Source organism: Streptococcus sp. CP1998 (assembly GCF_041026655.1).
GTDB classification, from domain to species: domain Bacteria; phylum Bacillota; class Bacilli; order Lactobacillales; family Streptococcaceae; genus Streptococcus; species Streptococcus dentalis.
Map to the genome: position 1 here is coordinate 387332 of NZ_CP163380.1, position 13737 is coordinate 401068.

A 13737-nucleotide genomic window follows, 5' to 3' on the forward strand; every position below is an offset into this window, starting at 1 on the left:
ATTATAGCAGATATTATGTACCAGCTCTGTGTAGCGAGTCTGATGAGCGTGCCGAATCACATCGACACTTTTATAGAATCTGCCAACTGTTTCCTTATGGTCGAATCCTTGAAAGAAGTCGCTTTATTCGTCGGTCAAGACAATTAATTTGGCTGGTGCAACTGATTCGCCAAGCTATGAACAAGCAATTATTACCTTTTGAAAGCGAAAATGGCAATTATGAAGGTGAAGCTACTCAGGTCTTAGTTCTTCTATCCAATTACTATGCAGACAAATAACTATTTGATGAAAATACAGATGAATATGGAAATATCTTGATTTTAAAGGATTCATCCATCATTTCTAAATTATCGGCTATCCCAGATTTATTAAAAAGGGGATCTAGTAGGTAACAATAATATCGAATATATCAAAGTACGCAATATTAGGATTTCTTCAGAGGTTGAGTTAGAGTCAGATGTTGATGGGGATAAGTCGGATAATCTGCCAGTAGATATAAAAATACTAGAAAACAGGCTTGAAAAAGGCTCGTAAAGCTAGCCAGTTCTCTAAACGTTAATTCGTTGCTGGACAGCAGAATACAAACGAAAACACTTTGCATCTTGCAAGGTGTTTTTTTCTATGAGAACTGGCGGTGCGCAATTAGGATAGCTCTAGCGACTTTAGTCGCATAGAGATATGCTATGCACAGTTGCCCCAAGAAAACAAGCGAAGCGATGTTTGATTGGATGGCAACCACTGCACTCAAAGCGTTAATCAACACGATTATATCAACGTTTACAGACATTCAAGAATTATTTCTTGGATGTCTTTTTTTGTTCAAAAACTAAAGTTCACCCCAAAATTCACCCCAAGTTCACACTATTACTTTTTGAGACTTCTAAAGGCTATTTCTCCTGCTGTTTGATTTACTGTTTCAGTAGTATTGACATAAGTCTTCGTTATTTGGATGTCACTATGAGTAAGTGCTTCTGAAATAGCATTTAATGATGTTCCAGCCTGTCTTGCCAGAGTTGCTCCGGTGTGTCTTAATTTGTGAGGAGATGCTGGAGGAAGTTCCGGATGTCTTCTTCGAATAGAATTCATTCGATGATTAAGATAATCAATATGAAGTGGAACGTTAATACCGTTTTTTCTATTGTTGTATGTGAAAACGAATTGCTTTTCATTCTGTCTGATTCCAAACAGCTTTAGTTGCTTTTTTGTTCTATTTTCCAATCGGTCAGGATATTCATTAGTTCTTTAGGAGCTTTAAATAGAGTTTTTTTATTTCCTTTGGTTGATTTCAGATTCCCGAATTTGTCTAATGCTTGTTCAATGAGAATTTCATTTTTTTCAAAATTGATATGTTTCCATTGGAGAGCATAGGTTTCTGATTTTCTATCTGATAAAAAGAATGTCGTATAGAACAAAGCATAATCTTTTAATTCCATTCGATCATTTTTTAGATCTTCATCAAATGCTTGTAGCCATTGTTTAAGTTCCTCCTCATTTAATGCTAAGTCTTCAAACTTTTTACTTTCTTTGAGAGCTAGTTTTTTATTAGCTTTAATTCTACTGATTGTCTTTTTTACCTTATTGACTTGAATATATTCAAGCTCCTCTGCCCAGTCCAAGACAGAATTGACGTACCCTCTAATAGATTTAAAGTTGGCATAAGAATTTGATAATGGGGTAAGAAGTGACAAAACTAGTTGTTTGTTTTCATTGAGATGATCAATAGAATAATTACCTAGAACGGGAAGAATCTGCAAACGAAAGAGATTTTCTGTTTGAAAGATGGTTACTGCTGTAGGTGGTTTAATGGTAGCAGTGGCTTGCCCTGCTTTATAAGGTTCTAGCCAAATATCTTTATAAAAATCTTTGAATAGAATATCTCCTTTCCTTTGAGATAAAGTAGAAGACCTTCCTAAACGTGCATTTTCAATGTCAACAGCTAACTTTATTTCTGCTTCCTTTGCTTCTCTGCGAGTTTTGAATCTTTTTTCAAATCGTTTTCCAATCCCTAGCTTTCCTTGGACGTCGTCGGGTATATATACCCTAAGCCTATAGGATCCATTTTTTGTTTTTGAAATGCCCATTTTTGCCTCCTTATGCACTTATCTCTAGGCGAGTCATCCACTGATTGATACTTTCTTTGCTGAAACGAATGGACTTTCCGACTCGAATATACGGTAGGCCCATTGCAATCCAGATATCAAGAGTATTATGTGAAACTCCTAGATAATGGCACGTTTGTTTTTTGTTCAGAAATGGAGTGTCTAACCCCATATCTTCTTTGAAATGATGAATCTCATCTTTGATAAGAGTTGCAATCATTTTTTGAATTTCTTGTGTCTGTTCTTCTGGTAGTTGTACTAACATATATTGTTCTCCTTTCTAATGTCCAATAACATATGTAAATTGTTTGGCAGTTTCTGCGTCAAAAGTACGGTAACTAATAATTCCTAATCCCTTAACATTACATTCTGATACAAGAATTGAACCGTCTGATTTGACTTGCTCCACAAATGAAATGTGCCCGTATATTGGATCAGCTCCAGCTTGTCCAGGACTAAATGATAGAGCAGAGTGTTCTGTTGGTGTATGGGTTGTTGTGAAACCTGGCTTATTCATCCATTGTCCACCATTTCCCATAAATGGATCAAAGTTGACTCCGACTTGTTTTCCACGGTTGAAGACATACCAGGTACATTGTCCCCAAGGATAGGTGCTAGTGATATATCCTGTGGTATCAATAGCTGTTGTCAAACTATAGCCTACAGGTATATCATTTGAAGTGATGCCACCACCATCTCTAGTTTTTCCTGTAGTTTGTTCAGGAGCTTTTGGTGTTCCTCCATGTTCATCAATGAAGGCATCCAGTTTTTGCATGGTTTCTGCACGTCTTTTTCCTGATCCGGTGGTATCTGTGAAATAGACTCCACCATCAGTTGCTGGATTGAGTGTTCCATTCGCAAACTTCTTAGCCTTGTCATCTTGAATTTTAAAGGTTTGGTTTTTATTTCCAATGATGGTTTGTTGGGTTAGTCCGACAACAGCAACTTCATCATTAAAATTATTGGCATATTCTGGATTGGAGTCATAGGCCCCAAAACCAAACATATTGGCTCCAGGATTAGTGGCTACCCCAGCAGTTCCAAGGGAACTTTCATTCAGTGCGATCGCAACGATTCCACGGACATCAAGATTAGATTTAGCTTCCCATTCGAGGAGCTTCTTCCCATTAATTCGGTTCTTATCATAGGAGATTCCTAACGTATCTAAAAAGCCATCTAATTGCTCTGCTGTAATACCGAAGCGATGAACCAGTAGGTTGTGAGTATATGGATCTCCATCTGACCAGTGATCCGCATAAGTCACTCCATTTTTGGATTGGGAGGAGCCATTCGTTCCACCACCTCCGACAGCCCCCATAAGGATAATGATAATGAGGACTGGTAGAAAGAGAGGAATGAGACCAGCTAATAGAAACCATTTTAGTTTTTTCATCGAATCTCCTTTCTAATCAATGTCTTATATAAGCAGTGAACAAAACAGTCCCAAAACGCCATTTCGCATCTAAAACGACTGAATAGGACTTAGTCTGTAGGATGATTTGGTCTCTTTCTTGTTCTGAGACTGGAAATAAAAGAAGGAAATCGACTGAGCGTTTTCCTTCTTGGTAGGCTTGATAAAGAGTTTCTTCAAGAACTCTTAGAAAAGCAGTTCTTGAGCGTATCTTGGTATTCATATTATTCTCCTCTAAGTTGTCTTAAGCGTTCTGTTAATCGGTCTCTTCGTTCAATATTGGCTCTCAATTTATCATCTCGTGTCATGGTTTTTCTATAAGCACGAGTGAAGGCATTGGATCCTTGGGCTTTGTACATGGCTTGAGGATCTTTATATTCCTCTAATTTGTGCTCAATACTATTAATGCGGAGTTGTTTAAATGGAGAAATCCACTCTTCTTTAAGAGTTTGAAATTCCTCGTTTGAACTTGGTGTTGGTTCTACTGTGTTTGGGGATTCCATTGAAGGAGTTGGTGGTGTTTTTTCTTCAACTGGTTTAACCCCTTCTAGCGTTGGCTTTGTTTTCGGAATGTTTGGTTCTGGAGCATCTGGACTTATTGGAGTCTCAAGCGTTTCTGTTGGGAGCACTTCATCAGGTTGGTGCTCTGATTCTTTATTGGTAAAGAAAGAACCAACATTTTGGAAGTGACTCTTGGCATTCATCACCATTCCAGCTCCGAAACCAGCACCTGCTAAGGCAAAGTTCCCAAGGTGTTGAGCAGATGAAAAACTTCTCGATGGCACTTGTGAAGCCACCTCTCTGGTCTTTGTAACCCCTTTTTCAACTTTGTTTCCAATATCATTCGCAACCATTCGTGCTTTAGATCCAAGAATGAATTGAATCAATTCAGCTTTGTATTTCCATAGAAGGAAGTATACAAGTCCTTTTGATACAACTGAAATGAGTAGTTTAAAAACAAGGCCGAAGATAATCAAAGATGGAAGTGTTTTAAGGATGCCATCAAAACCTGTAATGACAATGTTTTCGATCATTTTTTCAATGTAGAAGACTAAAAGCGTTAATAGACTCGTGATAGCTGGGAAAAGCGACCCTCCAAACATGACTTTTAGAACTCCAAAAATCAAATCTTGCATTCTTGGTACAAAGGACATCAATAGCACAATTGGAAAGAGCAGGATCATCATCAGGACGAGTGTCTGAGCAATAACGTTTAACATCTGAATCAAGATAACGGGTATCGCTAATACAAAGGCTTCACAGATTTTGAAGATCACATAAAACATACGAGTAAAGATGAAATCTGGCATAGCGGAAACCCAACGGTTCTTTTCACCATCATCATTGGCTCCATTTCCTAGTTCATCTAGATATTTATTGCGATCTTTAGATTTAACTGCTTTAAAGTTTCCATTCTTATCGCCTGTTCCTAGTATCTTACTATCGTCAAAAGTTTCTTGTTTCCCATCTTGGCTATTCTTATATTTCCCATTTTCTTGTCCAGTATTGACGAAGACGTAGGCTTTATAAGAGGTTTCTGCAATATAGCTATCTGCCATGGAATCACCAATTTTAATGGATTTATTATTGCCATACTCTACCTTGATATTCGTGATGTTTTTAGTGACATCTTGAGAGACATGGTTAATGGTATCTAGTAGATACAGACCACCTGATGTTCCAGCGATTGTTCCAAAATAACCAAAGCCAAGGATGAGTACCAGAAAAACATGAAGTAGAGTTCTTGAAAAAGCTCCTTTCGAAAAGAAAAACTGGTAAAAGAGATAGAAAGCTAGGATTAGAAGCAACATTGAAACGAGTGATTGTTTTGCGACTCCGCCAGAACTTGAACCGATAAATCCTTTCCAGATATTCATCGCTCCATTAAATACATAGTTCTTATAATTGGAGTAAAGATCAATCTTTTCAAGAATTCGTATTAACAAAGAAAAGAAGCCCACCACTGCGTTTAGAATGAAAAAGAAGAAGTTGACGAAAAGCTCATTAATCAGAACCCAAGCCCCGTTAAAGAAAGCGAACCCAGTCGGCTCCATATAGGACTTGAGAGAGAAGATATCGACTCCCCTTAGTTTGTCAAAAGCTTCTTGCATGGATTCACCTCCTAACTAGCGTATTTGTTTTCAAGGCTTGATGATACCGTAGCTTTCATTGGTTTTAGAAGCATATCAATATCTTCAAAGATGTTGTGTACGGAAATCATATTGAGATTGCCATAGACGTCATAGTATAGGCATTGACCAGAGATCATATTATCAATCCATTCGAGATTGCTTTCAGTGACTTCGAGATTGACGTGTTTTAAGATATCTTCTCGTTCAGACTTTTCATAAAAAGCAAAGATGGTCCCGAATCCCGTTGTATCATCGTCATTTTCTGCATCATGTACAGATTGCGTAATCAGTGCCAAGGTATTGTTTTTGGAGCGTCCAATCCGACGCATATTTTTGATAACGGCTTTTCCTTCTGCAGACTTCATAAGGATCCATGCTTCGTCAAAGAACTCAATGGTATCTTCATGTTCGTTGCGTTCTCCAAAGTGAGTACAGAAAGCACCCAGCGCAAACATGAGGGTAATAGAGTTACGTTCATGATCCGAAATCTTTGTAGAATCATCCTTTGGTAGCTTGAGGTTATTGACCTCTAAGATAGTCACCCGTGATTCATAGTTAAGTCCTTGAGTGGTTCCATCTGAAAAGGCTAGTTCCAAGATAGAGTTTGTGACAATTGAAGTCAGATAACGACCAACCGAAGCAACTTCAGAGGAAGTAGAGCCTCTCAGCACTTTTAGTACGTGTTTAAAGCCGACTTTCTCACCAGCGCCTCGTTTTTCTACAATCGCATTAATAGCTTCTGTAATAGCTGTTTTCTGGTCCATTGTGACATCATCCACAGCTTGTAGTAGAAACTCGAGCATGTTTTTGGCGACCTCTACAGCTTGTTCTTTATCTAGAACAACAATAGGATCTAAGACTCCGTGGTTTGATGGAAGTGAGCTGTCCAGTGTTACAAAGTTAAAGTTCTCGATCTGTTTCTTGCGTTCAGGATAGAGACGTGCAAATTCAGGTGAATTAATCACTTCTTGATAGTGATTTCTAAGTTCACGTTTCGGGTCAATGTAGAGGGTTTTGACATCTTGTAAAGCTACACTAAAAAGGATGATCTGAGCAAGAAAGGATTTCCCTTGTCCCGTTTCCCCCGTCATGAGGATATGCGGGTTCTTGGTAATCTTTCCGGCAATATCTTCTTTATTTCCAACTGTCGCATTATAGAGGACAATGTTCTTTGAGGAATCAATAGCTTTATCGATATCGTCCCAACGGCCAGTCCAGTTATCTACTCGGCCGATATACCAACCGATACGGTTTCCAGAAGAAGTATTGGTGAAGGGCATGAGCTCTGAAAATCCACGAGCTGTGACCATATGTGTCCAGGTGCGAGTTTTCTTTTGGAGGTTTTCTCCATAGAGCAGAGCTTGAAAGAGATAAGGTCCGTCTTGAGAGGCTTCACTAATTTCCACTCCCATATCATCAAAGTAGTTCAAAACCACTTGTCGTCTTTGACGGAGTTGGTTCACACTAGAAGCAGAGACAATCAGATAGGCTCCATATTCGATGATATCTTCCTTGTTTCCGACTTTCTTCATTAAGTCCTTTAGAGAGATGGAGCCCATGATGATCTCGTCTTGTTGGACAGTATCAGTATTTTCTGCCTCTTCCATGATATTCCGATAACGGGTATTCGAACGTCCCATTCGTCCCTTGATCTTGTTGGTATCAATGAACTCTGCCTTGATTCTTAGTTCTACAGGAAAATTAAATCGTTGGATAAATTCGCCCAAATGAAAACCATTGAATTGAACAGGAAATTTACCAACTGGAAGAATAGTCACAAAAGAAGATCCATAAGGGCTTTCTAGCTTGAGGAAACCACCTTTTAGGACTTTGATCAAGGTGTCTGTGATATTGAATTGAGCACGATTAGCGAGCACCTCTTTCTTGTAGTGAGGAATATAGCGAAGGTACTGCATCCGCTGGTAGTAAAAGAGTTCTTCATTTGATAAACGTTTTGCCCGAAGGACAGAGAAGGCTTGAAAAATAGTGAATTCATCACTTTTATAGTCTTCATACCAAGTGGGACTTAACTCATATTCATAGCCAAGACCCTTTGCGATTTTTTCTGAAAACTCATTGAAGCTCTCATAGGCCAAGTCTTTGACGGTAGCTCCATGATTTTGTTTTCGTAAGGTCACTCCAACGACCCAATCAAACTGATAAGGGATTTCCATTTCATCTGTTAGACGATCCACTGTGTAAAGAAGCAATTCTTCTCCTAGTTCACGACTATCATCTGCTAGAGCATCTGAAAAGTCTCGCATTTTCTCTTCTAAAAGATAGTCTTTAGGGATCAGAGATATTTCAAAGAACTTGTTTTTCTGGAGCTTCTTCATCATTTGAGCAACAATGATTTTGTGTTTGCCCTTTTTTTCATCATCCGTAATTGTGATAGGAGTGTTGGGAATACGATAATAAGCAACGACTGTTTGATCTTTTTTGAGAGCTAGATTTTCATGTGTTTCCCTAATAGGATAGGTTAAAGTAATACTCATAGGTCCTCCTTTTCTATAGATTTGTTTTTTCAAAGACAATTTCTTCTACAGGCTCTATCCGATCTTCATGATAGATAGCTTTTTTGTTTAGCTTAAAATCCCAGAAGTAAATCAGGTAATCTCCGATAAAGACGTGCATCTTTTTACCGTGAGGCTCGTATTCAGTATAGAACTTGGCCAATTTGTAAGGGAGATACCAATAGAGCAAGAGAGAAATTGAGTGAGTAATTTTTGCGAGTGGCACAAAGATAAACCCTCCAAAGAGTAACATGGCCACAAAGACGATGATAAAGACAATGAAAAAGGACAACTGCATCGGTGTCGCAAAGTACCATAGTCGAGTGCCCTTTTTTGTCTTGATTTCTTGGATCCAATAAGGAGCATTTAGGCCCTTACTGTAATCATAAAGTCTTTCTTCATTCATGCTTAAAGTCCTGATTCAATACCGAAGAGTCGTAGGAACCAGCCGACTGCTTTGAGGATATCTTGTCCTTTGGCAATGGAAACAATAACGGCATAGAAACCAACGACAGAGAAAAGTTGAAGCCAGGAGCTGTTCCGCCAAGCCTTGATCGCTAAGAGCACGGCAATAGCTGTCAGGATCCAAATTCCATCGCCCTGGAGGAAGGTTCGTAGATTGTCTGTATTCATAAAGTTCTCCTATTCTTTATCATTTGCATAATTCAGTGGAATGGTGTGTTCTAGTTTTGTGACATAGTAGGTCTTTTCTTTTTCTGAGAGGGTAAAGGTGAAGTTTTCTGAATGAGTGGTCCCTCCGACCTCAAAGGTTGCTTGAACATAAGCGATTAGATTCTGACCATCTTTTTTTAGATAGGTATAATCAATTGTTTTGAAGGTGGTATTAGCTATAATATCCACATCCTTAGCAATCAAATTAAGGTTGTCTTGATTGGTAGTATAGTTGGTAAAGAAGACCTTGAGAAACTTTTCAACTTTCTTACGCTGACTATCTGAAAAGTGATCGTTAGCGGTTAATTGAAGCTGATCGTCTTCGCTAAAGTGTCCAGCTTGTGAGGATTCAATAGCAGAAAACCAAGGAAGGCCGGAGATATAGTATTTCCCATCTTTTTCATCAAATGGAATATTGAAACCTGTCACAATTTCTCTTTCTTCCGTGTTATTGTCCCGACGGATAGTTTCCTTGTATTTGATCTTATAGGTCGCAACCTTCCCTTCTACAGTCACTAACTGAGAATAGAGGAGTTCACTAGGATTTCGAACTTGACCTTGGGCTTTCACATCAGGAATGAAGTTGTAAAAGCTATTTAAGTATTCCACTTGAGCTTGTTGTTTATCCCCTTCTTGCGGAAGGGTGAAGTAAGCATAGACATAATCATTCAGGTAATATTGGAGTTTGTAGTCGTATTTTCTACTAGACTCCATTGGCTGTGCTTTTTGTTTTTTTGTTGCCTCAACTTGAGCTTGTAGTGCTCCTACCTTATTTGAGAGTGTGATAGCACGGACAGATCCCAAGAGGCCAACAAAAAGGAGGAAAGAAATTCCTCCTATGACTGCAATATTAACGGTCTTTTTATTGGTGACCTTTAGTTTTGGTGGGCCTCCTTTTTTCTCCACCTTTTTAAAGTGTGAGAGATATTCTTTTGCTTGAAGCAAGTAGCGTTTGGCTTTATCCATAGATCCTCCTTTAGAGACTAGCAAGTTCAATGAGCTTTGAGCCTTTTGCATAAAGGCGCTTATTGGCTTTTTCGATCTCGCCATTAATGTAATAGTAGCCTCGTAGCTCAGTTTGGAGTTGTTCGATCAAGTCAGGTTTTAGATCCTTGGCTTCTTCTTTTTTAAGGAGACTATTTAATTCTCCAGCCTTGGTCCAAGCCTCTCTATGATCTTTCTTTTTAAGTAATTCTCCCAGTTCATTCGTGACTTGAGAGACTTTTTCTCAAAAATAGTTTTAGTAGCCATTTCAATTTCCTTTCTAAATTTTTCTTGATTGTCTTTGATGGTCTTTTGGATATAAGTAATGAGTGAGGGGCGCATTTTTTTATTTACGCTCAACACTTGACCATCTAGTGTGAAACAAGCATGTTCATAGTTGTAGAAACCTCTATTGTCTGGAAGCTCTTCTGTACATCTACCAGCACATTCGTAGTAGAAGTCCTTTCCTTTTCGTAAGAGAACGTACATATGCCAGAATTCTTGTTCTGGAAGAAGCAGAAAGTCTGCTTGATAAATCTTCTTCAGCATCTCAAGAAGCCTCAAGCAGATCATCGTAGCCTAGAGCTTGGTAGATAAAATCTGAATCAAACCAGAGCCAGTCATTGATTTGCCCTTCAGTTGGTGTATCACCAGAGAAGATATCCTCACAAATGACGGTTAGAGTATCCACTCCACCACGTTCACGGACAGTGTTCAAGGTGGTCAGTCCACCAGACCAAGCTTTAAAGTTTTCTAGTGAATTGATTTGAACTTTGTATTCCATATAGTTTTTCCTTTCTAGTGTTCATAGTGTTTATTAGCTTTGAGAAGTCGTAACATGGCTTTTCCACGATCAGTGATCTCTCCGCTATTCTGAATCATTTTCATGTATTCTGTTTGGAGGATCTTGTCTGCTTCAGTGACTAGGGCAAGGGAGTTCGCAACTTGATAGGTCAGCCAGCGAATCGTTCGCTCAATACTGTATGGTTGTGGGTTAGTTGAGAGCTTTAAGGGTTCGACACCCCCAAAGAGCCGTTGCCATTTTTCATCGGGTTTATAGGCTCCAAATCGAGTGAGACCATCATAGACTTGGATTTCTTTATTGATGATGCCTCTTGCGATTTCTCCGAGATCTACACCATTGATGTATTCCTCCACAATGCCTTGAGCTTTCTGATCTGAAAATCGCAATTCATAGCGATTCCAGATACCAAAAATCTCCAAGGATTCGTCCAAGGAGATGTTTTCCATTCGAGCTATTTCATAGCGCTTTTCATAAAAGTTGAAGTAGAGTTGACTTTGACGACTTCCAAAGTAAATGGATAAGCCGTGATTCGCTTCCATGTCTTCATTATCTGTGAACGATCCACCACCCGTGATATTCCATTTCTTGATCGTGTCTAGGACAATCTCTTTGGAATAGAGTTTATCAATCAATTTGGGAATTTGAATTTGTTCGTCCTCGTGACCGTAGCCCTTATAGAGTTCATCTAGAGCGATATCGAGTCGCTTCACCCGAACATCTTCATAGGAATAAAGGATATTTTGAAGAAAGATCTGCCAAGTGATTCCCTTGTCTTCTAGAAGTAATTCCAACTCACGGCATCCTTGACCGGATAGTTGAAGACAAGTTTGGTAGTCATTGGTCACAGACTTATCAAAGAAATCAAAAATCCAGATGTTTCCTCGTTGCCATAAGTGGGTATAGTTCATAAGGCGAGTTTCTTGGTCTGTAAATTCGCTTAGGTGACAGTGAAGAAAATTTTCACAGAAAGCATCTAAATCCTTTAATCTAGGAAAGGTCAATCGTAGATAGTCAATTTGAGCCCGAAGACTGTTTTTATCGCAATCTTGATAGTAACCAAGTTTTTCTTTAAGTTCTCTAAACTTATCAATCGTCAGTCCTCTTTCACCTGTTTCATAAGAGCGGTAGGTTCTTGTAGGTAGATCAACAGCTTGTGCAAATGCTTTTTGACTAAGTCCTGTTTGTTTTCTGAAATTCTTAATATGAAAAGGACTAATTTTGTCCATTCATCGCAACACCTCTTTCTAACGAAGTGACACACTTTTTTGACGAAAGTGACACACTTCATAAAAATTGAAAACCCAACTCCCATAAGGAATGAGGAGGGGTGGACTTGGCGTTTTTGCCAAATGTAACCCCTATTAGAAAACGGGGTTTCTTGTCATCACGAGCCAGGAACGGCGGGCTTCGGTCTTCGCCTGACCTGCGGTCAGGCTTGCCCTTGCCCTTGTCCTAGCCCATGATGACTGACAATCGCTTCAATAGCTTTTGGATAAGACTTGCGTCCATCTTCCTCAAAGCGAGTGATTGTTTCAAGAAGTAACTTTTCTTGGAAAGGTTCAATGAGAATAGCGGAATCACTCCGTTCAAATGAGATCCCGTGCTCTTCCATATAAGGGATGATTTTTCGAAGAGTTTGCATCTTTAGATCGTGCTCATCCGCAAATTCCTTTAGTGTTCGCCTATCTAGTTCGTTTCCCAAAGTCTCCTCTTCCTCGATCGTTTGCATTGTTTCAATCGGTGGTTTATATTCTTCAAATACTGAGAACTCTTCTCCTTCAAATTCCATGATTGGGATTTTAGCGTATTCATCATAGAAGGAAAAGCCCTGGTCAAGTGGAATATAAGGCGAATAAAACTCACCAGCTAGATTCCCGCTTGAAGCAATATAACCACGACCGACTACTTTCACTCCATTAATTTCGTCCAGTTTTTTAAACTCTTTGGTTTTATTGGCATCCCCAAACATCATGTCATAGCCTGTTGATTCTAAATGACCGACGGAAAGACGCATCATGAAGTTGTCCCGAAGAGAAGTCTTGATATATTCCCCATCAGGCCGTTGCATGGCAAAGATTACATAGACTCCAGCTTGACGGCCCTCTAGAACGATTTGAGTTAGATATTCCATGAGTTCCGACTGTTGGCTATAGTTTCGATCAATCTTGGCCATGAGAGCGACCCATTCATCTACTAGAAGAAATTTAGGTTTTAAGTTGTAATGGGTGTAATAGGTCCCTGGTCTATAGTCTGGAAAAGATGTTAAGACTTCGTAGCGCTTTTTCATAAACTCTACATTTTCTCTAAAACAATTGATGATATCCTCTTTACTAGAATAGACTCGACCGTGGAAGACTGGAAGCTTCTTTAAAGAAGCCAAGTCTGAGTTTTTAGGATCGCAAATATCGATATAGCCGACTTTTAATAAGGCATAGATAATGGACATGAGAGTGACAGTTTTTCCTCCACCAGTTCCCCCACCAACAAGTAAGTGGGAGTCTTTGACATAGTCCCAGTAGACATCTTTCATAAGGCGGATCTTTGACCCTCTCACTTCAACTTGATCAATTGAAATGCGACTCTCAATCCGATTGATGGCGATTTTGTATTTTACAAATCGTTTATCAAAACTCTTGTCACGAAAATCTCCGTTAAACATGACTTCAAGAGTAGAACCAAGATTTAAAAATCGATCTTGAAATTTATTTCCTTCTAAGATGAAACTGACTTGAAGCTCATAGTGACTTTGTTTGAGGTAAACTTTTGGAAGAGCGATTTTCTCAACAATTCCTTTCTCTCGTTTGACTTTCTTGACCAGATATAAGTTATTCTCTAATAAGAAACGAGAGAGGATACGAAGACTATTGAGCTTTTGAAAGAAGAGGATCTTCTCATAACAGAGGTAATTGACCCCCAAAGAAAGAAGAACTGACAATAGAATTCCGGATCCAATGAAATATCCTTGAGGTAAGGGATGAACTTTCAATTCCTCTAGATGAAGGTAAGTATAATAACTAGTAGCTAACAAAAAAGGAAACCACCAGATAAACCATGTGATTCCCTTAATGTTTCGATGAAAGATTTGAACTCTTTTTCCTCGATAGGTAAAGAGTTTCATGAG

Annotated in this window: 11 protein-coding genes and 4 pseudogenes; 2 read left to right on the top strand and 13 right to left on the bottom strand. The window is 39.0% G+C overall.

All coding sequences use genetic code 11. The annotated features are described in order from the left end of the window. Positions 1–56: 56 nt before the first annotated feature. Together AB4X21_RS02070 and AB4X21_RS02075 are read left to right on the top strand one after the other, a co-directional pair. Positions 57–182 (top strand): annotated as a pseudogene (locus AB4X21_RS02070) (IS982 family transposase); the annotation flags it as partial. An 18-nt stretch (positions 183–200) separates the two neighbouring features. Continuing rightward, positions 201–534: pseudogene (locus AB4X21_RS02075) on the top strand (diacylglycerol kinase family lipid kinase); the annotation flags it as partial. 330 nt (positions 535–864) lie between these two features. Here AB4X21_RS02075 and AB4X21_RS02080 read toward each other — a convergent pair. The 13 genes and pseudogenes from AB4X21_RS02080 to AB4X21_RS02140 all read right to left on the bottom strand — a co-directional run bounded on the left by AB4X21_RS02080 (position 865) and on the right by AB4X21_RS02140 (position 13734). Next, positions 865–2081, bottom strand: a pseudogene (locus AB4X21_RS02080) (tyrosine-type recombinase/integrase). A 10-nt stretch (positions 2082–2091) separates the two neighbouring features. Continuing rightward, entirely contained in the window at positions 2092–2364 is a 273-nt protein-coding gene (locus AB4X21_RS02085; protein ID WP_369088098.1) for a helix-turn-helix domain-containing protein, read from the bottom strand. Positions 2365–2379: 15 nt separating this feature from the next. Further along, on the bottom strand, positions 2380–3492 hold the full coding sequence (locus AB4X21_RS02090; RefSeq protein ID WP_369088099.1) for a CHAP domain-containing protein: 1113 nt from the start codon (positions 3490–3492) through the stop codon (positions 2380–2382). A gap of 16 nt (positions 3493–3508) precedes the next feature. Further along, positions 3509–3733 carry a hypothetical protein gene (locus tag AB4X21_RS02095; protein WP_369088100.1) on the bottom strand — a complete coding sequence of 75 codons (225 nt, stop codon included), beginning with the start codon at positions 3731–3733 and terminating at the stop codon, positions 3509–3511. A gap of 1 nt (position 3734) precedes the next feature. Beyond that, entirely contained in the window at positions 3735–5621 is a 1887-nt protein-coding gene (locus AB4X21_RS02100) for a conjugal transfer protein (RefSeq protein WP_369088101.1), read from the bottom strand. An 11-nt stretch (positions 5622–5632) separates the two neighbouring features. Beyond that, entirely contained in the window at positions 5633–8137 is a 2505-nt protein-coding gene (locus AB4X21_RS02105; protein WP_369088102.1) for an ATP-binding protein, read from the bottom strand. Positions 8138–8150: 13 nt separating this feature from the next. Continuing rightward, complete coding sequence (locus AB4X21_RS02110) at positions 8151–8561, bottom strand: conjugal transfer protein (protein WP_006149323.1); 411 nt, start codon at positions 8559–8561, stop codon at positions 8151–8153. Positions 8562–8563: 2 nt separating this feature from the next. Further along, a complete protein-coding gene (locus AB4X21_RS02115) occupies positions 8564–8788 on the bottom strand; it encodes a TcpD family membrane protein (protein ID WP_003005585.1) in 225 nt (74 codons plus the stop codon). Between the two features lie 9 nt (positions 8789–8797). Next, positions 8798–9793 carry a conjugal transfer protein gene (locus AB4X21_RS02120; protein WP_369088103.1) on the bottom strand — a complete coding sequence of 332 codons (996 nt, stop codon included), beginning with the start codon at positions 9791–9793 and terminating at the stop codon, positions 8798–8800. 10 nt (positions 9794–9803) lie between these two features. Beyond that, positions 9804–10360 (bottom strand): annotated as a pseudogene (locus AB4X21_RS02125) (conjugal transfer protein). Position 10361: 1 nt separating this feature from the next. Further along, positions 10362–10595, bottom strand: a complete 234-nt coding sequence (locus AB4X21_RS02130; RefSeq protein WP_000456042.1) for a hypothetical protein — start codon at positions 10593–10595, stop codon at positions 10362–10364. Between the two features lie 14 nt (positions 10596–10609). Next, complete coding sequence (locus tag AB4X21_RS02135; protein WP_049503708.1) at positions 10610–11842, bottom strand: replication initiation factor domain-containing protein; 1233 nt, start codon at positions 11840–11842, stop codon at positions 10610–10612. A gap of 203 nt (positions 11843–12045) precedes the next feature. Next, positions 12046–13734, bottom strand: a complete 1689-nt coding sequence (locus tag AB4X21_RS02140; protein ID WP_369088105.1) for an FtsK/SpoIIIE domain-containing protein — start codon at positions 13732–13734, stop codon at positions 12046–12048. Positions 13735–13737 lie beyond the last annotated feature (3 nt).